Genomic DNA, 22,316 nt, shown 5'->3' with positions numbered 1-22,316 from the left:
GCCATGTCGCTCGTTTTGGATATCAAAAAGCGCTATCCCGAGTTTATGCTCGACATGCAGCTCGAGGCCGGCGAGGAACGCGTGGCACTGCTGGGTGCCTCGGGTTGCGGTAAGAGCTGCACGCTGCGCTGCATTGCCGGTGTGGAGACGCCCGACGAGGGCAAGATCATCGTCAACGGCGTGACCTTTTTTGACTCGGCGGCGGGCATCAACCTGTCACCCCAGGAGCGCAAGTGTGCCCTGCTCTTCCAAAACTACCAGCTATTCCCCAACATGACGGTGGCCGATAACGTATGCGCCGGCGTAAAGGATGCGGGCGACGCCGCGGCACGCAAAAAGCTCGCCGAGCGCTATCTGGGCATTTTCGGTCTGGCCGATTTTGCCGACCGCTATCCCGCGCGTCTCTCGGGCGGCCAGCAGCAACGCGTGGCGCTTGCGCGCATGGTGGCGGCGCATCCGGGCATCTTTATGTTCGATGAGCCCATGAGCGCGCTCGACGCGTATCTTAAGAGCGCGCTCGAACAGAACATGCTCGACCTGTTCGATGTGTGCAACCGCACCGTGCTCTACGTGAGCCACGACATCGACGAGGCGTGCCGTCTGTGCGAGCGCATCTGTGTGATGCACGATGGGCATGTTGAGGAGGTCGGCTCCGTCGAGGATGTGGTCCGCCGTCCGCAGACGCTGGCGGCGCTGCGCTTGACGGGCTGCAAGAACACAAGCCGTGCGCGCAAGATTGGGCCCCAGGAGGTCGAGGCCCTCGATTGGGGCATGACCTTCAACGTGGGCCGTGAGGTTCCCGATAACGTGGCGTACCTTGGTATTCGCGCAAGTTACTTCCATGTTGACAACCGTGCTGAGCGGGGCCGCAACAGCTATGATTTGCACGTGGCCCGTGTGAGCGATTCGCGCTTTGAGCGGCTGGTGCTGTTGGATGTGCCGCGTGCCGATGCGCCGACGCGCCTGCAGTGGAAGGTCAACAAAGTGCGCATGCCTGTCGACGAGCTGCCGCAAGCAGGCGAGACGCTGCGCATGCATTTTGATGCCAGCAGGATCCATTTGGTTTGTCGATAGCGCCGGGTAATGCCGTCGGGGAATATAAGCCTCGGCGGCTTTGTCTTGCCGTTCGCCGAATGAAGGATGACAAACTCTTATCAATCAAGATAATTATTTATTAAACGACGGCACACGAGGCTGTCGTACGAATGTCAACGGTGTTCGCAGGGGCGATGACCGTTGATATAGTTGACCTCGACTGGTTAAGGAGGGTGCGCACATGCCGCAGACGACATACATTCGCCGCGTTGCCGCGCGCGCCCAGCATATGGCTCGGAGTCGCATATGAGCAGGTATGTTCACGGCTCCGGGAGAGACGACGCACAACTAAATCATCGACCGCAAAGCAGGTTCCCTAAAATTCCGGGTTTGAGCACGGCCGGGCAATCGCCGTCCGTCGTGCATCGATACCGCTGTTATCCGTTTTTGGTTCGAGAGGGGAACCGTTATGGCTGAAGAATTCGATTTTCATCCGATGTGGGAGAGCCTCGGCATGAATCTTGCCGACCACGATATGCTGCTGGGCGCCGTGGGCCAGATGTACGGGGACATGTTCCTGTCGCAGAACAACCGCCCCAAGTCCACGTCCTACTTGGACTTTGTGGCCACCAACATCCATAGCGGCCGCATTAAGGAGATGCTCGACAAGAAGGAGGCTGGCGAGGCCACCAAAATCGTGGGCTCGTTCTGCGTGTACGTGCCCGAGGAGATCGTGCTTGCCTGTGACGGCATTCCCGTTGGTCTGTGCTCGGGTGCCGATTGGGCAACGGACAAGGTCGAGGAGCACTTGCCGCGCAACACTTGTCCGCTTATCAAGAGCTTTGCCGGCTTTAAGCTGGGTGAGGTCTGCCCCTACATCGAGTCGAGTGACTTGGTGGTAGGCGAGAACACCTGTGATGGCAAGAAGAAGGCCTACGAGTTTTTTGCCACGCAAAAGAACATGTACGTCATGGATATTCCCAACGTGCACGACGAGTCGACGCTCGTGACCTGGAAGGCCGAGGTTAAAAAGCTCGCCGCCAAGATTGAGGAAGAGTGTGGCGTCACGATTACGCCTGAGCGTCTGAAGGCCGCCATCCGCGCCGTCAATGAGAAGCGTCGCGCCCTGCAGCGCCTCGCTGCCACGCGCGCTGCCGATCCAGCGCCCATTAGCGGTCTCGACAGCCTGCTGACCGTTCAGGCCGCCTTTATGGACGACACGCCGCGTCTGACCGGAGCCATCAACGATATGGCGGCCGAGTGTGAGCAGCGTGTCGAGGCCGGAGAGGGCGTGGCGCCCAAGGGAACCAAGCGCATCCTGTACACCGGCACGCCCATGGCTGTGCCCAACTGGAAGCTGTTCAACCTCATCGAGAAGGCCGGCGGCGTTGTGGTGGGCGAGGAGTCCTGCACGGGTTCGCGCTATTACAAGGACTTGGTCGATGAGTCCGGTGAGACGGTTGACGAGATGCTCGATGCTATCGCCGAGCGCTACTTTAAGATCAACTGTGCCGTCTTTACGCCCAACGATCAGCGTATGAAGGACATTGTTCAGATGGCCAAGGACCTGCATGCCGACGGCATTGTCGACGTGGCTCTGCAGTTCTGCACGCTCTACGAGATGGAGTCGTTTGCCGTGGAGAAGGCCGCCGAGGAGGCCGGCATTCCGTTTATGCACATCACGACCGACTACGCCGGCGAGGATGCAGGCCAACTGCAGACCAGGATCGAGGCTTTCTTGGAAACCATTTAGGACTATCCGTCCCGGCGGCTTCCCCAGGCACCCGATCTTGCCGTTCAAACCGTCGCTTGCGTACCAGAAGTACGCGGCGCTCCTCTTTCACGGCAACCTCGGACCCTGGGAAAGCCGTTTCCTTGGTTGGTTAAAAGGTTTGTTAAGGAGTTATATGTCGGAAAATATTGAGCAGCCGTTGCCGTGCACGTTTGAGGAGTTCAACGAGCAGCGCAAGGCGGCGTTTATTCGCGTCAAAGATTACAAACAGGCCGGCAATCGCCTGGTCGGCTTTTTGTGCAGCTATACGCCGCTCGAGATTATCGATGCCGCGGGGGCTGCGAGCGTGGCGCTGTGCGGCACGTCCGACGAGGTGATTCCCGAGGCCGAGAAGGTGCTGCCGGCAAACCTCTGCCCGCTCATCAAGTCGACCTACGGCTTTGCCTACTCGCAAAAGTGCCCGTTTACGTACTTCAGCGACATGATCATCGGTGAGACCACCTGCGACGGCAAGAAGAAGATGTACGAACTGCTCAACGAGCTCAAGCGTACGTACATTCTGCACCTGCCACAGAGCCGCGATCGTGCCTATGAGCGTGAGGGCTGGTACGAGGAGTGCCGCATGCTCAAGGAGGAGCTCGAGGGCTTCTACGGCATCACGATTACCGACGACGACCTGCGCGCCGCCGTCCGTCGTCGCAATCGCCTGCGCGCCGCCCAGCTCGAGATGTTCGCCCTGCAGGCCAACCGGCCGGCGGCCATGAGCGGCGTCGACCTGATGAGCACTATGTTCGCCGGTACGTTCAGCTTTGATATCGAGGCCTATACGCAGCAGCTTGAGCAAAAGGTCGCCAAGCTGCGCGAGGCCTACGAGGCTGGCGAGCGTCCCATTGCGGCGGATGCCAAGCGCATCCTGATCACCGGCTGCCCGGTGGGCGGCGTGATCAACAAGGTCGGCCGCACCATCGAGTCCAACGGCGGCGTGGTCGTGTGCATGGACGATTGCTCGGGCGAGCGCACGGCGGCCATGATGATCGACCCGGACGCGCCCGACATCCTGCGCGCCATCGCCGACCGCTACCTGGACATCAACTGCTCGGTCATGACGCCCAACGACGGCCGTATGGAGAACACGCTGGCCATGTGCGAGAAGTATCACGTCGACGGCGTGGTTGAAAACGTGCTCCAGGCGTGTCATACCTTTAACGTGGAGAGTGCGCGCATGCAGGAGGCCGTTGAAGGCGCGGGCATTCCGTACATGAAGATCGAGACCGACTACAGCAACGGCGACATGGGCCAGATCGAGACGCGCATCGCCGCCTTTATCGAGACCCTGTAGGACAAATGCGGCAAAGGGATAGCTGCTTTGCCGCATAGAAGGAGGATGCCGTGGTTGGCATTGGTATCGACATTGGCTCGACGGCCGCGAAGGCTGCGGTGGTGGAGACAGACAACGCCATTGCGTGGACCTGCGTCATGCCGACGGGGTATTCGTCGGTCGATGCGGCCGAGCGCCTACGCGGTGAGCTCGCCGCAGCCGGCTATGACGTGACGGGCGACGATGTTCGTGTGGTCGCGACTGGCTACGGCCGTGTCGCGGTGCCCTATGCCAACAAGGTGGTGACCGAGATCACCTGCCACGGTGTCGGTGCCGTGCGTCTGTTTGGCGATCACGGCACCGTGATTGACGTAGGTGGCCAGGACACCAAGGTCATTCAGCTTAAAAGTGGCCGCGTGGCCAAGTTCGCCATGAACGACAAGTGCGCCGCCGGCACGGGGCGCTTTCTGGAGATCATGGCCGACCGCCTGGGCATTACCCAGCAGCAGATGGCAGACCTCGCCCGCACCGGCGAGCCTACCAAGATTTCCAGCATGTGCACCGTGTTTGCCGAAAGCGAGGTTATCAGCCTGATCGGTCGCGGTGAGCCGCGCGAGAACATTGCACGTGGCGTGATCGACAGCGTGGTCTCGCGCGTGGCGACCATGGCCGGGCAGGCCGCGGGCGCCCCGTACTACCTGACCGGCGGCCTGTGCGAGAACGCCTTCGTGGTGGAGCGGTTGGGCGAGCTACTGGGGTCGCCGGTGACCACCTCGCCCCAGGCTCGCTTTGCTGGAGCGATCGGCGCGGCTGTCCGCGCCGCCGCCTTGGCCTAGGGGTGTACCGCGACATGCGCATCCTCAATATCTCGGCGCAAAAACCAGATAGTACCGGCAGCGGCACCTACCTTGCCGCGCTCGTGCGCGACCAGATCGAGACGGGGCATCGCGCCGCCGTGCTTTGCGGCGCGGCACCGGGTGATACCCAAGGCGAGCTGGACCGGCGTGCTGCCGTGTTTGCCGTACCGTTCGAGTCGCCCGAGCTGCCGTTTCCCATCTGCGGTATGTCCGATGTCATGCCCTATCCCTCCACACGCTATCGTGACCTGACGCCTTCGATGCTCAAGGCATTTGAGCGGGCATTTGCTGCTGCAATCGATCGGGCGGTGGCTGAGTTTCGGCCCAATCTGGTGCTCTGCCATCACCTGTATCTGGTGACCGCATTGGCGCGCGAGTGCGTCCGGGGCGTGCCGGTTGTTGCCGTGTGCCATTCGACAGACCTGCGCCAGCTGCGTTCGCATGCGCTCGAGCGCGATCGCATCGTAAGCGCGGTTCGTCGGCTCGATGCCGTCTTTGCGCTCCATGCTGAGCAGGCTGAGCAGATTGGCCTGGCGTGCGGCGTCGATGCCGATCGCATCCACGTGATTGGGACGGGCTACGACCATCGCGTCTTCTGCCGCGACGCAAGCGTGGCGAGGCGGCCGGGGTCGCTTGTGTACGTGGGCAAGATTTGCTTTAAAAAGGGCGTCGAGTCGCTGGTTCGAGCCGTGTCATTGCCGATTGACGATGGCGTCCGCCCATCTGGCTTGGTACTTGTGGGCGGCCGCGGGGACGATGCCGAGTACGCGCGCATCGAGCGCTTGACCGCGGCCTCGGATGTGCCGGTGACGCTGGCGGGGCGCCTGGATAGCGATGGGCTCGTGCGTGCCTACCGCAGTTCCGACGTCTTTGTGCTGCCTTCGTTTTACGAGGGTCTGCCGCTCGTGACGATTGAGGCCCTCGCGTGCGGCTGCAAAGTTGTGGCGACCGATTTGCCCGGCGTTCGTCCCTGGATGGAGGCGATGCTTCCCGGTGCTCCCGTGACGTGGGTGGCGTCGCCGCGTATGACGGATGTCGACACGCCCGTGGCGGCCGACCTTCCGTTGTTTGAGCGCGCACTGGCAGATGCTATCGCGCAGGCGCTTGCGGCGCCGCCTTCGACGTTCGAGCCGTTGGCGGTCTCTTGGGAAGCGTGCCTGGCGCGTATACTTAAAGTCGTTGATTCGTTGGAAGGGGGTTCGTATGGCTAAGGACACCATGAGGCTCACGTCTATGACCGCCGCGAGCGGTTGAGCCGCTAAGTTGGCTCCCGGAGCCCTCGCCCAGGTCTTGGGCGGCTTACCCAATGTGCATAACGACAACCTGCTCGTGGGGTTCGATACCTCCGACGATGCGAGTATCTTCCGCGTTGGCGATAATTTGGGCCTCGTGCAGTCCATCGACTTCTTCCCACCGATGGTCGACGACCCGTTCCTGTTTGGCCAGATCGCGGCGGCAAACTCGCTGTCGGACATATACGCCATGGGCGGACGGCCGAGCCATGCCATGAACCTCCTGTGCATCCCCAGTTGCCTGGGCGTTGAGGCTGCCGGGCAGATTCTGGCGGGCGGCGCCGACAAGTGCGTCGAGGCGGGTTGCTCCATCGCGGGCGGCCACACCATCAACGACGACGAGCCCAAGTACGGCTTGTCCGTGAGCGGCTTTGTCGCGCTCGACCGCATGCTCGCCAACAGCGGCGCGCGCGTGGGCGATGCGTTGCTGCTGACCAAGGCGATCGGCTCGGGCATCATCACCACGGCCATTAAGGGCGAGCTCATCGAACAGGACGAGGCTGGCCCGATGTTCGAGTCGATGCGTACCCTCAACGAGGCCCCGATTCGCCTGGCCGAGGGACTCGAGCTTCACGGCTGCACCGATGTCACGGGCTTTGGCCTGATCGGGCATGCGTGCGAGATGGCCGAGGGCTCGGGCGTGCAGATTGAGCTTGCGTCGGGGGCGGTGCCGCTCTTTGACCAGGTGCTCGATATGGCGCGTCTGGGCATTATCCCTGCCGGCGCCTACCGCAACCAGGATTTCTTTGGATCGCGTGTGGCGGCTGACGATGACCTGGAGCCGGGCATGTTGGATTCACTGTACGATCCACAGACCTCGGGCGGTCTGCTTATTGCGGCGCCCGCAGCGGATGTAGATGAGCTTGCGCGTCGTCTGCATGCCGAGGATCGCATCGCCGCCACAATCGGCCGCGTGTGCGAGCCGGTGCCGGACGGTCCTGCCGTTCGCGTTGTTCGTTAACGGTTCGTTTATTCAACTTTCACTCGTTCTTGATTGATTCATTCGAAAGGAAAAACTATGTCTACCAAAATTGAAGTCAATGCCATGGGCGATGCCTGCCCGCTGCCCGTCGTCAAGACGCTCAAAGCTCTGAAGCAGCTTGATGGCGAGGGTGCTGTGGTGACCTCGGTCGACAACGAGACCGCCGTCAAGAACATCTCCAAGATGGCGCAGGAGAAGGGCTGCACGGCCTCGGTCGAGAAGGTTTCTGACGCCGAGTGGCACGTGACCGTGGCGACCTCTGGCGCCGTTGCCGTGGTCGATCCCGAGCAGGATGGCGCTGCCTTCTGTGATGCCAGCGCCGGCAAGGGCCAGCTGGTCGTTTCCGTCTACACCGATTGCATGGGCCGCGGCGACGACGAGCTGGGCCACAAGCTCATGAAGGCCTTTATCTTTGCCGTGACACAGCAGGAGGAGCTGCCCGCCACGATGCTGTTCTACAACGGTGGCGCCAAGCTCACCGTCGAGGGCTCGCCGGTGCTCGATGACCTGAAGGGCCTGGCGGAGCAGGGTGTCGAGATTCTCACCTGCGGCACCTGCCTCGATCACTTTGGCATTAAGGACCAGCTCGCGGTGGGCGAGGTCACGAACATGTACGTGATCGTGGAGAAGATGGAACAGGCCGTGCGCGTCGTGCGCCCGTAGCGTATTGGTTGGAGTTGCCATGAGGGAGAAGCGCCCGGCGCTTGTCATCACGTTTCCCACCACGGCGGCCGCCATGGGCTGCGAGTCCCTGTGCGTCGAGCGCGGCCTTCCCGGGCGAACGATTCCCGTGCCCGGGGAGGTCGCTGCCGGCTGCGGCCTGGCGTGGAAGGCGTTGCCTGCCGATGAGGAGCTGCTGCGCAGCGAGCTTACCGCGGTGGGCGTTCCTACCGAGGGCTATACCGTGATTGATATGTGGGAGGTCGTGCGATGATCTACCTGGATAACGCGGCGACGACCATGCACAAGCCTCAGACGGTCATCGATGCCGTGACGCAGGCGATGTGCTCGCTCGGCAATGCCGGGCGCGGTGCCACGTCGGGTGCCCTCGATGCCGCTCGTACGATTCACGCTTGCCGTGCCAAGCTCGCGCGCCTTTTGGGCTGCCCGAGGGCGGACCATGTGTGCTTTACGCCCAACTCCACGGCGGCGCTCAACACCGCCATCAATGGCGTGGTGCGTCCCGGTGACCGCGTGGTTACGACGGTGCTTGAGCACAACTCGGTGCTGCGTCCGCTCAATCGCTTGGCGATGGAGCAGGGTGTGACGGTTGAGCATGCGGGCTGCGACGCGAACGGCGCGCTCGACTACGACGAGCTCGAGCGGCTGGTCACGCCCGGTACGCGTGCCGTGGTGGTGACGCATGCCTCTAATGTGACCGGCAACGCGGTCGACATTGCGCGCGTGGCGGCCTTGGCACATGCCGCGGGTGCGCTTGTGATCGTCGATGCCTCGCAGTCTGCCGGTACGGCGCATATCGATATGCAGGCCATGGGGCTCGACGTGGTGTGCTTTACCGGCCACAAGGGGCTCATGGGCCCGCAGGGCACCGGCGGCCTGGCCGTGGCAGAGGGCATTGACGTGGCGCCCTGGGCCATGGGCGGCACGGGCGTGCACAGCTTCGATGCGTTGCAGCCCATGGAGTGGCCCACGCGGCTCGAGGCGGGCACGCTCAACGGTCACGGCATCGCGGGCCTTTCCGCAGGCCTTGGTTTTATCGAGGCACAGGGTGGAGTTGAAGCGATTGCGACTCACGAACGCGCCCTGGCCGATCGCTTTCTCGCCGGTGTTCGTGAGATTCCGGAAATCAAACTCTACGGTGCCTTCGACCAGTCAGCACGCTCGGCGATCGTCTCACTCAACGTGGGTGATATCGACTCTGCCGAGATTTCGGACGCGCTCATGCAGGGGTGGGGGATTGCTACGCGCCCCGGTGCCCATTGTGCCCCGCTCATGCACTGTGCGCTGGGAACCGAGCGCCAGGGCGTGGTTCGGTTCTCGTTTGGTTACTTCAACACGGCCGAGGAAGTCGACATGGCGATTGAGGCTCTGCGCGATTTGAGCTGCGATTAGACCAACCTTTTGCGCCCTTAGATAAACCGTTTACGCTACCTTCCCGCATTGTCGCTTATACAGGGTAATGTGAAATGATGGCCCACACTGGGACTCTGTATCTTTGCGAATTGCGGGAAGGTTCCTATGAACAGGATCACTGCTGCCCTCTATAGGTTTTTAGTCGTCTATCTTTCGGTCGCGATGGTCGTGACCTCGATACCCCTTGCTCCCAGCACAGCCTATGCCGATGATGCCGGGGCGGTCGCCGTCGAGAGCGAGGCCCAAGAGACCGACTCGGGCTCCGATACCGATGCGGTCGATGAATCATCACCTTCGGACGAAAGCGCTTCATCCGCGTCTTCCGACCAAGAGAATAATACGCAGGACGACTCATCCAGCGCGGCATCCGACGCCCCCGGGACGAGCCTAGCGCAGGACCTCATAAGTGCTGCGACCGATTTCGATGCTGCTAAGAGCTCGCCTGCAACGTCAGAGTCCCCGTCCGACGACAGCGAAGTCGATGCCCTCACGTACGAGCCAACGGTCTACGAGTATGCCAAGTTCATGCCGAACTACTACCTGTATCCGTGCGATGCGGACGGAAATGTAACGGTAGAGATTGATGAGAACAACCCGCGCGAGAACTCCGTCGACGGTCGGATGGTAACGAATTTGATTATCGATTACAGGACGGATTTAGTCGACGTACAGCTCTGCGCCGACTCGACCAATCTGCGCTCAGTGCGCTTTGAGAACAGCTCAATTTCTAAAATCGGAACACACGCCTTCTATAACTGCCCGAACCTCATCGATATCAGCCTTTCCGGTATGACTATCGGTCACATCGGAAAAGAGGCATTCTATGGCTGCAAGTCGCTTACGAGTTTGAACATCAACGAGGTTGCCACCATTGGCTCTATGGGCGACTCCGCGTTTGCCGAGAGTGGACTGGTGTCCACGGGACTCGATAAGGTTGTTGGCCTCACGTCGATTCCTCTCATGGCCTACGACGGCTGCAAGGCTCTAACCGATACTGGCCTGGATAAGAATACCTCCATCACATCAATCGGAGTCGATGCGTTCAGAAACTGCTCGTGCCTTGCGACGACGGGACTCGAGAGCAATACGACGATCGAGACGCTCCGCGAAGGTTGTTTCTCTGGGACCAATATGAGCGGTGGGCTGACGCTGCCCCTTTATTCCAAGATCGAGGAACTGCCGAGTCGTGCGTTCTATGGCTCTAAGCTTGAAACTGTGTACTTTGGATGCGACCATGTGGTGCTCATTAATTCCACCACGTTCCCCAAGCAAAACATGACTGTCATGGTCCCTGCCAAGATGGTTTCGCAATACGCAAGCGGTCGCCCCAAAGAGGTTTGGGAGAGTTGCAATGGCAGCCTGCCCGTCCCCGTGGGCAAGATGCTTCAAAAGATTAAGGTCTCGCGCGATCCCGACAAGATGGCCTATCGGCAGGGCGACACCATTTCGCTCAAGGGCATGAGTGTCACGTTTCAATATCCTCATTCGACGATGGATAGCGACTACGAAGCCCTCATAAAGGAAGAACTCGGCGAATACCTTACGGCGACTCCCTGCGACGGCGACGTCTTCGATGGCTCGATGGACGGAGAGCCCATACAGCTGGTGTATGACGATGGCTACACGCGCCTTGTCGCGTACAGCAAGGGCAACCTGCAGCAGGCGGCCTGCGAGTATGCCAAGCTCATGCCCAACTACTATCTGTATCCGTGCGACGCAAACGGAAATCTTACGGTAGAAATCGATGAAAACAACCCGCGCGAGAACTCTGTCGATGGTCGAATGGTAACGAATTTGATTGTCGATTACGGGGTTGATGAAGTCGACGCGCAGCTCTGCGCCGACTCTACCAATCTGCGCTCAGTGCGCTTTGAGAATAGCTCCATTTCCAAAATCGGATTGCACGCCTTCTATAACTGCCCGAATCTCACCGATATCAGCCTGTCCGGTATGACCATCGGCACCATCGGAAAAGAGGCGTTCTATGGCTGCGAGTCGCTTGCGAGCCTGAACATCAGCGAGACTACTACCATTGGCTCGATGGGCTATGCCGCGTTTGCCGACAGTGGGCTGGTGTCGACGGGACTCGACAAGGTCGTTGGCCTCACGTCGATTCCCGACAGCGCCTACGAAGGCTGCAAGGCTCTGACCGATACCGGCCTGGCCAAGAATGCCTCCATTACATCGATTGGCGTTTGCGCGTTCAGGTTCTGCTCGAACCTTGCTACCACCGGGCTCGAGAGCAACACAACGATCGAAACGCTTGGCCACACCTGCTTCTACGGCACCGACTTGAACGGCGGGCTGACGCTGCCATATAACTCCAAGATCGAGGAATTGCCGGAAAAGGCGTTTTATAGCACCAACCTCGAGACCGTGTTCTTTGGGTGCAACCATGCGGTGCTCATTAATACCGACACGTTCCCCAAGCGCAACATGACCGTCATGGTCCCTGCCAAGATGATTCCGAAGTACAGCAAGGGAGAGCCCAAGGCTGTTTGGGAGAGGTGCAACGGCTGTCTACCCGTCCCGGTGGGCAAGGTGCTCAAGAACGTTGAGATCTCCTGCGATCCCAACAACATGACCTATGAGCCGGGGGACACCATTTCGCTCGAGGGCATGAGCATCGAGCTCGATTACCCGCATTCTGTTTCGATTTGGAACTACGAAGCCCTCATAAAGGAAGAACTGGGTGAGTACCTAACGGCGACTCCGTGCGACGGTGACGTCTTCGATGAGTCGATGGACGGACAACCCGTAAAGCTCGTGTATGACGATGGCTATTCACATTTTGAAACCCAGACCAAGGGCACGCTACAGCTTAAGAAGCCTGAGCCGACGTCGTTCCAGATCTCCTATGCCCAAACGATCGATAAAGGCGAACGCAAGCTGATGGACGGCGTTGAGCTGCCCGATGTTTCCGGCGTGACGACGATCGATTCGGGCACCGAGGTCACGCTCGATGCCGGTGCTTTGGGGATGCTCAACGACAACCTTACCTTTAAGGGCTGGTATGACACCAAGTCCGGCAAGTACATCTCCAAAGAGACGGTCTGCACGTTTACGCCGGATAAGGATCTGTCCCTGGAGGCTCGCTTTAAGCTCAAGGACTATGCGGTGCACATCAACGATGCGCAGGCGACCGACTCGTCGCAGGACTATGCGCACCTGAGTGTTACCGCTCAAAACTGCTATCGCAATGCCGGCGAGACGGTTGAGGTTTCCGCCGTCACGGATAACGCGCTGTTCCTGGGCTGGTATCTGGGTGAGGGCGGTGACGCCTACGCCGTGAGCGATCAACTCGACTTTACCTATACGGTGAACGAGGCGGACGCGACTGTGTCCGAGGATAAGAGCGACTCCAAGATCGAGATCACTCCGCGCTACTGCGCTCCGCAGGCGAGCGTGGTCCTGAGTGTGGACGGGGTCGATGAGAACGGGCAGCCGCTCGGACAGTTCCTTTCCACCGGTCTGTACGGCATCGGGTCACGCGTAACGGTCGTAGCGGTCCCGTTACCCGGCTATGTGTTTGACTACGCGACCGATGCCCTCGGCAACGTTGTCTTTACCGGCGACGATGGTCCGTCCTATACGTTTGTGCTCGAGGGGGATGTGCAGTACACCGCGCATTTCCGTGAGGCGACTGGCCCCGACGAGTCACTCGCGGCGCTGAAGGCCGCGCTCATCGCCGCGATTACGGCTGCGGCCGTTCTCGCTACCATGTATGGCTTGGGCGAGATTGTCGACCCCATCGCGGCCGACGCGGTGATTGAGATCGGTATGGCCGACAACATTGAGGATGTTGCCGCTGTGGGCACCAAGGTGCTCAAGGAGATTAAGGACATCATCGACGACCACAAGAAGCCCAAGCCTCATGGCGACCATAAGATTGAGATTATTGCCACCGCGCAGCCCGAGGTGGGCGGCGTCGTTACCGGCGGCGGTATCCACTATGAGGGGACGGTCGCCACGCTCGAGGCTGTCGCAAATCCCGGCTATCGCTTCGTATGTTGGAAAGAGAACGGCGTCGAGGTCTCGACATCTCCTCTCAAGACGATGACGATCACGGACCTGACGCCCGAGGTCGTAAAAATGACGGCCGTTTTCGAGAAAAAAGTCGAGATTACGGCGGTTGCCGAAGCCGACGGTATTCAGGCCGATTTTTCGACAGGCTGCACCGCAAGCCCTGTAAAGCAGAGCATTACGCGTGGCGACCAGGCTATGGTCACCGCGAGCGAGGGTCCTGACTATGCCTTTGTGGGATGGTTTGAGGATGGCATCGAGGTTTCGCCCGAGCGTACGTATATCTTCAAGGCCGAGGTCGACCGCCATCTGGTTGCACGCTTCCGCAAGGCGGACAAGACTATCCTGGTGAATACCGATCCCTTCGACAGCGCCGAGGTGCTGTGCGATGGCGTGCTGGTTGTGGATGGCAAGGTTCGCGCGAAGGATGGCGATATCCTTACGTTTACGATGCGGCCCAAGGTGCGCCCCGATAATCCGGAGAAAACGTACCGGTTTGTGGAATGGCGAGAAACCGATGCGCAGGGCATCACGATTGCCAACAAGCAGGAAGTTTGCGAATACCGCGTTAACGGCAATGCCCGAATTGAGGCCGTAATGGACGGCAGAGATACGCATACCGTGCGTGCCGAGGCCGACCCGCTCGAGGGCGGTACCGTTACGCTGAAGCGCGGCGAGACTGCTGGCATGGTGCTCGAGGTTCCCGAAGGTGAGCGCGTGACCGCGGAGGCCACCCCATCCGAGGGCTATATCTTTGACGGCTGGTATCTGAGCAACGGCGGCTCGGATGCCACCTCGACTCTGGTTTCGAGCGATCGCTCCTATACCTTTGAGCCCATTACCGACTGCGTGGTCCAGGCGAAGTTTACGCGTGCCTGCAAGGTGGACGTTGTCGTTGAGCCGGCCGCGGCCATGGCGGGCAAATATATGGTGCACGGTGAGGGCTACTGCATGAAGGGCGAGCCTGCCACGCTGAGCATTGAGCTCACGGCGGAGGCGAGCAAACAATTTACCTTTAAGGGCTGGTACGACGCCAAGACGGACCTGCTTTTGGGCACCGACCCCAGCTACCTTGAGTTCTATCCCGAGGACGTGGAATGCACCGTGCGCGCGGTGTTTGAGGAAAACACGTATACCGTGACGGCGAAGGCAAAAAAGACCTTTGTGGAGCGCGGTACGGTTGAGATCGAGGGCCACCCGGGGGCGTCTTCTGTTACCTGCGGATACGGCGATACGGTGATGCTCAAGGCAAAGGCCAACGACGGCTATCGTTTTGACCATTGGAAGGACGGCTCCGGTAAGGAGTACGAATCTGCCGAGCTAGTCGTTAAGGTCACCAAGAGCGATACCTATACCGCGATCTTTACCGACTCAAAGCCCGAGGTCATGGTCACGGCCGATTCATGGCTCGGCGGTACCGTGACGTGCAATGGGACCGTGGTGAAGCCTGCGACCGATAAGTTCAAATTTGGGGAGACCCTTCATCTGACGGCCAAGGCTCGTCCTGGCTATTTGTTCTGGGGTTGGTACGTCAACGGGCGCCTGAAGAGCCTTAAGCACGAGACCACGTTGGTTGCCAAAGCTCGCGGCAAAACCGGGCACTGCGTCATTACCGCAGCCTTTGTGCCTATCGATACCGTCTGCGTGCCCCTCGCCGATCCTGCGGAGGGTGGCACCGTCAAGGCGAGCCGAATCCTTGCCGACCGCGGCGCGGAGGTTGCCCTGAAGGCGACGCCCAATCCCGGTTACGTCTTTACTGGTTGGTATACGGCCGACGGCACGTTTGAGTCTGCCGATGCGGAGTTCACCTGCCACCAGGAGCGCAGCCATGTGCACGTCGCTCGCTTTATGGCAAAAAGCTATGAAGTCGACGCCACGGCGGTAGTCGATTCCGGCACCGGTTCGCTGGTCGAATCGAGCGTCGTCGGCTGGGTCGAGGGTACAGGTACCGTTGAGGCGGGGCATGCCGCCACGCTGACCGCGCATGCGCTTTCGGGCTATGCGTTTGAGTATTGGGCCGATGCCTCGGGCGCCGTGGTAAGCCGCGACACCACCTATCACGTGGCGCCGACGTCTGACACGGCGCTCCAGGCCGTGTTCTCGGCAAAACAATATACGGTGGACGTCTCGTGCGAGGAGAGCATGGGCACGGTCGAGGGCGCGGGGTCGTATGCCGCCGGACAGGTCGCAACCGTGCGTGCGGTTGCCGCCGAGGATACGGCTTTTGTGGGCTGGTTCCAGAATGGCACGTGCGTGAGCTCCAAGAAAACCTATCGATTCACCGTGCGTGAGGACACGTCGCTCTATGCCGTCTTTGCCTCGGGTTCGTATGTCGTACATACCGTTGCCTCGCCTGCCGAGGGCGGAGCCGTGAGCGGCTTTGGTGGCTATGAGCCTGGCGACCGCGCAACGCTTCGTGCGATCGCCAACACCGGGTATTCGTTTGCGGGTTGGACGGACGACAAGGGCGAGACAGTCAGCGAGAACGCCGACTATACCGTTAAGGTCGCGGGTGACGCCACCTATACGGCGACCTTTACGCCTAAGTCCTATCAGGTCGTTTTGAGCGCGAGTGACGATAGCGTTAGCACCCTGAGCGGCGAGGGCTCCTATCAATTCGGTGATACGGTCGAACTCAACGCTACGCCTATGGGAACCAAACGTTTTGTCGGCTGGTATGTCCTGGATGCCGAGGGCAATAAGTCGCTGCTGAGCTGCGACGCCCATTGCTGGGTTAAGCTCGACAAGGATATGGTCGAGGGGCTCGAGGACGATGCGTTGGAGCTCCAGGCCGTGTTTGCCGATCCGTACGAGGTGATTGTTGCGGGCGAGGTCGTGGTGAAGGACAAGGCTTCGAATAGGGGCTGCCGTGTTACGGGCAGCGGTAGCTTTGCCGTGGGCGATCAGGTGGAGCTGACCGCTGTTGCCGGTATGGGCTATCGCTTTGTGGGCTGGAGCACCGACAAGGAGGGCACCTCGATTGTCGAGACCGCGACGACCCTCGATGTGACCGCCGCGCAAGACATAACGTACTGCGCGCAGTTCGAATCCGATGGACAGGTGACCATTACCGTCACTGGCTCGTCCATCTTCCGCGGTACGGCCCTTCTGGTCGACGGCATTCCTGCCGGTAGCAGGTCCTACGACAGGGGCGACATGTTTATGGCCATCGCGATCCCGTGGAAGAAGTACCACTTCTCGCATTGGGTCGACGATGCGGGTGTCACGGTGAGCTACAGCGCGTTCTATATCGGTACCGCAAAGGAGAATAAGCAGCTTACGGCCGTGTTCTACGAGACGGGCTGCGATGTTCAGGTCGCTACGTATCCCAAGGACGCGGGCTTTAGCATGGTTGCGCTTGGTACCGGCGGCTCCTACCACTCCGCGGCGATTATGTTTACCGTGCCGCATAAGGGTTGGAAGTTTAAATACTGGGTCGACGAGAACGGCATGCCTGTGGGATTTACGCCGGTGATCAACCGCGTAGTGTTTGGCAACCGTACTTTTACGGCCGTTTATGAGCGGGCGTCGATGACGGTTACAGCGGTGGATTCGCGTCAGGGCGGACACGTCGATGGTTCCTCCGAGGACGAATCTCTGGGCTATGCCGTGACCAACGAAGTCGAGAACGGTGAGTCCACGACCCTGACTGCCGTTCCCGATGCGGGCTATGTGTTTGATGGGTGGTATGCACGCAATGACGACGGGTCGTTGGGCGATGAGCCGCTGAGCACGGATGCTACCTGGACGTTTGTCCCCGAGGACAACATGACCGTCGAGGCGCGCTTTGCGGAGGCGCCTAAGTACAAGGTGACGGCCCGAGCGGTCAACGGATCGGTTGATCCGGAGTCTGCTTTGGTCGCTACGGATGGCAAGGTGACGCTTTCGGCGACGTCCGATGAAGGCTGCTACCTGACGCGCGTGACCGTTGCCGAAGAGGCCGGTGATGGCGGTTCGGCCGGCAATGCCTATGACCTTGATATTTCTGACTACAAGGGTGGGGCGTACGAGGTCACACTGAGTGGCGTGAGTGCTCCGCAGCAGGTCACGTTTGAATTCGCGAAGGCTGCGGCTCCGGAGGTGCTCGCTCAGCCGCAGGATGCGAGCGCTTACGAGGGCGATCCGGTTGAGCTTTCGGTCGCCGCCGAGGCGGGACGCAACGTTCGCGTCCATGCGGCCGTGTCTTCTGGATCCGCTGCAGACGTCAAGCTGAGCTACCAGTGGTATCGCGTGTCTGACGATGGCGGCAAGGCGGTGGCGCTGAAGAGCGAGACGGGGGAGACTCTTTCGATCGCCCAGCTCGACAGCGACGGCGAAGGCGAGTACTTCTGCCGCATTACGCAGAACTACCTGGGCACGGTGATAAAGACGGATACCGAACATGCGAAGGCATCCATCGTGCCCCGAGAAGCACTTGTGTTTAACGGGCGCGTGCTGCCGGCGGCGACCGCTCACGATGAGTACCGTGCAGATATTGCCGGCGCTACGGGCGGCAAGGCACCGTATGCGTACAACTTGGATGATGTTGAGGTTCCTGAGGGCATGCAGCTGACGCTGGCAGATGACGGATCGGGCGCCTTGGTGCTCTCGGGCGTGCCTGCGGCTACGGGCGTGCGTCGCTTCAAGATTAGGTGCACCGATGACCTGGGCAACAAGTGCGATGCGCACTTCGCGCTGCTCGTGAAGGCGAAGGAAGCCCCGCTTGCATTTGAGGGCCAGACCTTTACCTACAACGCGACGGCGCAGGCACCGGAGCTTTTGGGCGTGCCCGAGGGTTGCGAGGACGATGTCAAACTGACCTATGTTGGCACGGGCGACACACATTACTCGTCGGATCAGGCGCCGGTGGATGCCGGCACGTATCGTGTGGTGGCGACGCTCGATGCCCAGGGATATGTCGGTAATGCCTCCTGTGACTTCACGATCGAGAAGGCCCCGGTCGATATTTCGATCGAGACGTCTGATGTGACATACGATGGCGCACGACACGGTGCGGCGGTTGCGGTTGCCAGCCTTGATGCGTCTGCCTATTCCGTTACCTATCGCGGTATAGATGGAACGTCCTATGGTCCGACGGCGCTGGAGCCGTGCGACAGTGGCAACTACCGCGTCACGGTTACGGTGACTGACCCCAACTATCAGGGTAAACAGTCCGCCGAGTTCTCGATTGCAAAGGCAAGCCAGGCCATTACGGGAACGACGAGCTATTCGAGTGTTTACGGTGGAGACCCCATTGTGTTTAACAACGTCGCCCAGACTCCCGTGACGTTTGAGCTGGTTGATTTCGATGACGATGCGAGCCCGGTTTCGATTAAGGGACGCTGCGCGACGGTGAAGGCTGCCGGTACGGCACGTGTTGTCGCCCATGCCCAGGCGTCTCGAAACTATCTTGCCGCCGAGGACGTCGAGTTGACGGTTTCTGTTGCTCCTGCCCAGTTGCTGGTGAAGGTCGACGATGCCGAGCGCTTTGAGGGCCAGGAAAATCCCGAGTTTACCTCCAGCTTGGTGAGCCGTTGCGACACCTCGGACGTTAAGGTTACGTACTTCTGCTCGGCGAATAAGAAATCGCCGGCGGGTGAGTACCAGATCGACGCGGCGGTCGCCGATCCGAACTTTGATGTCGCGGTCAAGCCCGGAACGCTGACGGTGAAGAAGAAGCCCGAGCACTACAAGGTGACGGCGAAGGCAGTCAACGGTTCGGTCGACAATGCTTTGGTTTCGGTTGTTGAGGGCGGGGACGCGATCCTCTCGGCGACGCCCGACGAGGGCTGCTACCTCGAACGCGTGACGGTCGTGCAGGCCGGCTCGGATGCGACCGTTGACCTCGACATTTCTGATTACAAGGGCGGGGCGTACGAGGTCACGCTGAGCGATGTCACCGCATCGCAGGAGGTCACGTTCGAGTTTGCGAAGGCGGACGCTCCGCGTGTGGTCGCGCAGCCGCAGGACGTGAGCGTCCATGGGGGCGATTCGGCTGTGCTCTCGGTTGCGGCCGAGGCAGGCAAGAACGTCGCCGACCACGCGGCCTCGTCCACGGGTTGCGCTGCCGAGGTTGAGCTTTCCTACCAGTGGTTCCGCATGGCGAATGGCAAGGCCGTGGCGCTCGATGGCGAGACGGGGGAGACGCTCTCGCTCGCGGATCTCGATGACGAGAAAGCCGGCGAGTACTTCTGCCGCATCACTCAACGCTACCTTGGTACTGAGAAGCAAGCGGACAGTGATTGTGCCGCCGTTTCCGTCGTGCCGTGGGACACCCTTGTGTTTAACGGCGACCTGCTGCCGGCAGCGAGCGCGCACGGCACGTACCTCGCAACGATTGCCGGGGCCGCGGGCGGCAAGGCTCCGTACGAGTACGCATGGGATAAGACGAAGCTCCCCGACGGGCTCAAGCTCTCCCGTACTTCGGGCGGCCTGACGCTCTCGGGCATCCCGTCCAAGACGGGCGTTTCCGCCTTTGATATCACGTGCAGGGATGCTCGTGGCGAGGCCATGACCGCCCGCTTTGCGCTCGTTGTCCAGGCAAAGCACGTAAAGCTATCGTTCACGGATGGCGACTTTACCTTTAATGGCGCGTCGCAGGCGCCCGAAGTTTCCGGTGCCCCTAAGGTCTGCAAGGGCGACCTTAGGGTCTGGTACTTCGGTACCGGAAGTACGCAATATTCCTCGACGGAGGCCCCGACCGATGCCGGCACGTACCGCGCTGTCGTCACGCTGCGCAGCCACGGCTACATCGGTGCCGCTACCTGCCAGTTCGAGATCGCTCCGGCAAAGCTCAAGGTGAAGGTTGACGACGCCGAGCGCTTCGAGGGAGAGGCGAACCCAGCGTTTACCTCGAGCCTGGAGAGTGCGGTTGACACTTCGCGTGTGAAGGTCGAGTACTCCTGCGATGCCGATGAGAGCTCTCCTGCTGGCGAGTACCAGATCGGCGCGACGGTCGCCGACCCGAACTTCGATGTCGAGGTCGTGCCCGGAACGCTGACGGTGAAAAAGAAGCGGGAGCCCGTCGATCCCGACCCGGTGGTTCCGGATCCGGACAATCCGGACCCCGATCAGCCTGATCCGGATCCCAACCCCGACCCGGATCCTAACCCTGAACCTGATAATCCTGATCCGGGCCCCAAGCCGGATCCCGATAATCCCGACCCTGATAACCCCGAGCCTGATAACCCGGACAAGCCCGAGCGCTTTGAGGTGACGGCAAAGGCGGTCAACGGTTCGGTCGACAACGCTTCCGTTACCGTTGATGCCGGCGGCGACGTGACGCTCTCGGCGATGCCCGACGAGGGCTGCTTCCTCGAGCGGGTGACGGTCACGGAAGCCGGCTCGGACAAGGCCATCGATCTCGATATCTCCGACTATGAGGGCGGAGCGTACGAGGTCACGGTGAGTGACGTCACCGCGTCGCACGAGATTACGTTCGAGTTCGCGAAAGCGGACGCTCCGAAGGTGATCGCGCAGCCACAGGACGCGAGTGCCCACGAGGGCGATGCTGCCGTGCTCTCGGTTGCTGCCGAGGCGGGCAAGGGCGTCCTCGACCACGCGTCCTCGTCCACGGGTTCCGCCGCCGATGTCGAACTTTCCTATCAGTGGTTCCACATGGTGGGCGGCGAGGCCGTGGCGCTCGAGGGCGAGACGGGGGAGACGTTTCTCATCGAGGGCCTCAATGAGGATTGCGGCGGCGAGTATTTCTGCCGCGTCACTCAGCGCTACCTTGGTACCGAGGCGCAGGTGGAAAGCGATCGTGCCGTCGTTTCCGTTGTGCCCCGGGATGCCCTTGTGTTCAACGGCGGTCTGCTGCCGGTCGCACGTGCGCATAGCACGTATCGCGCGACGATTGCGGGTGCAGCGGGTGGCGAAGCTCTGTATGAGTACACGTGGGACGACGCTAAGCTCCCCGACGGGTTTAAGCTCACCCGCACGGCGGGCGGTCTGACGCTCTCGGGCACCCCGTCCAAGGCCGGGGTGTCTACCTTTGACATCACATGCAAGGACGCTCATGGCAAGACCGTGACCGCACACTTCATTCTGGTCGTTCAGGCGAAGCGGGTCGAGCTTGCATTTGATGGCGGCAACTTCGTCTATAGCGGTGATGCTCAATCGCCTAAGATCACGGGGGTTCCCAAGGCCTGCGAAGGTGACCTGAGGGTCAGGTATTACGGGACGGGCGGCACGCACTATTCGTCGAGTGAGGCCCCGACCGATGCCGGCACGTATCGCGCCGTTGCCACGCTGCGAAGCAACGGGTATATCGGCGCCGCCTCGCGCAAGTTCAAGATTGCGCCGGCGAAGCTTAAGGTGAAGGTCGACGATGTTGAACGCTTCGAGGGAGAGATGAATCCCGCCTTTACCTCGAGCCTAAAGAGCTCGGCTGATACCTCGGGCTTGAAGGTCGAGTACTCCTGCGTCGCCGATGAGAGTTCCCCGGCGGGCGAGTACCAGATCGGGGCGACGGTCGCCGACCCGAACTTCGATGTCACGGTTGAGCCCGGTACGCTGACGGTGAAGAAGAAGCAGGAGCCTGTCGACCCGGACCCGGTGGTTCCCGATCCGGACAAGCCCGATGGACCCGATCCGGACAAGCCGGACCCGGATAACCCGGATAAGCCTGAGCCTGACAACCCGAGCAAGCCAGAGCCGGAAAAGCCCGGAACGCCCGATTCCGACCAGCCGGATTCAAAGGATCCGACAAAACCCGGTAGTTCGGATGACTCCGCAGCTGATAAGGCAAAGGCATCGGGCGCGGAAAACTCCGGCAAGAAGGAATCTTCCAAGTCGAGCGTTCAGCAGCTCGCCGACACGGGCGATCGTGCGCCATTGGCCGTCGCCGTCGCTGCAGGCGCCGTTGCGCTTGTCGCGCTGGGACTCGAGCTGCTGCGTCGCCGTCGCTCGGACGCGTAACGGCTCAAAAGGGGCGGCTAGATTGAAGCTTTGCGCGATTTAGTCTGCTAAAGCGTATATACTTGCGGGACGGGTATTTTGCCCG

10 protein-coding genes are annotated in these 22,316 nt (G+C 60.7%); all 10 read left to right on the top strand.

Features of this window, described 5'->3' with window-relative positions:
- Positions 1–3 precede the first annotated feature (3 nt).
- The gene (locus I2H81_RS04235; protein ID WP_195644680.1) at positions 4–1,074 is read left to right on the top strand and encodes a sulfate/molybdate ABC transporter ATP-binding protein; all 1,071 of its coding nucleotides are present in this window, start codon (positions 4–6) and stop codon (positions 1,072–1,074) included.
- A gap of 430 nt (positions 1,075–1,504) precedes the next feature.
- Positions 1,505–2,788, top strand: a complete 1,284-nt coding sequence (locus I2H81_RS04230) for a double-cubane-cluster-containing anaerobic reductase (RefSeq protein WP_195644679.1) — start codon at positions 1,505–1,507, stop codon at positions 2,786–2,788.
- Between the two features lie 154 nt (positions 2,789–2,942).
- The gene (locus tag I2H81_RS04225; RefSeq protein ID WP_195644678.1) at positions 2,943–4,106 is read left to right on the top strand and encodes a double-cubane-cluster-containing anaerobic reductase; all 1,164 of its coding nucleotides are present in this window, start codon (positions 2,943–2,945) and stop codon (positions 4,104–4,106) included.
- Between the two features lie 50 nt (positions 4,107–4,156).
- Positions 4,157–4,921: an acyl-CoA dehydratase activase gene (locus I2H81_RS04220; protein ID WP_195644677.1), complete on the top strand. Its 765-nt coding sequence runs from the start codon at positions 4,157–4,159 to the stop codon at positions 4,919–4,921.
- A 14-nt stretch (positions 4,922–4,935) separates the two neighbouring features.
- Entirely contained in the window at positions 4,936–6,153 is a 1,218-nt protein-coding gene (locus tag I2H81_RS04215; protein WP_195644676.1) for a glycosyltransferase family 4 protein, read from the top strand.
- Positions 6,146–7,195, top strand: a complete 1,050-nt coding sequence (gene selD, locus I2H81_RS04210) for a selenide, water dikinase SelD (RefSeq protein WP_411266926.1) — start codon at positions 6,146–6,148, stop codon at positions 7,193–7,195. The genes I2H81_RS04215 and selD overlap by 8 nt, the downstream gene beginning before the upstream one ends.
- 57 nt (positions 7,196–7,252) lie before the next feature.
- The gene (gene yedF / locus I2H81_RS04205; RefSeq protein WP_195644674.1) at positions 7,253–7,879 is read left to right on the top strand and encodes a sulfurtransferase-like selenium metabolism protein YedF; all 627 of its coding nucleotides are present in this window, start codon (positions 7,253–7,255) and stop codon (positions 7,877–7,879) included.
- A gap of 19 nt (positions 7,880–7,898) precedes the next feature.
- Positions 7,899–8,150 (top strand): DUF3343 domain-containing protein, encoded by a 252-nt coding sequence (locus tag I2H81_RS04200; protein ID WP_195644673.1) that lies wholly within the window; start codon positions 7,899–7,901, stop codon positions 8,148–8,150.
- On the top strand, positions 8,147–9,289 hold the full coding sequence (locus I2H81_RS04195; protein WP_195644672.1) for an aminotransferase class V-fold PLP-dependent enzyme: 1,143 nt from the start codon (positions 8,147–8,149) through the stop codon (positions 9,287–9,289). The genes I2H81_RS04200 and I2H81_RS04195 overlap by 4 nt, the downstream gene beginning before the upstream one ends.
- A 126-nt stretch (positions 9,290–9,415) precedes the next feature.
- The gene (locus I2H81_RS04190; protein ID WP_195644671.1) at positions 9,416–22,231 is read left to right on the top strand and encodes an InlB B-repeat-containing protein; all 12,816 of its coding nucleotides are present in this window, start codon (positions 9,416–9,418) and stop codon (positions 22,229–22,231) included.
- The last annotated feature ends 85 nt before the right edge of the window (positions 22,232–22,316 follow it).

This window comes from Collinsella aerofaciens, assembly GCF_015561195.1.
GTDB classification, from domain to species: Bacteria; Actinomycetota; Coriobacteriia; order Coriobacteriales; family Coriobacteriaceae; genus Collinsella; species Collinsella aerofaciens_AC.
The sequence above is the reverse complement of the archived record's forward strand: the minus strand, read 5'-3'. Positions and strand labels throughout refer to the sequence as shown.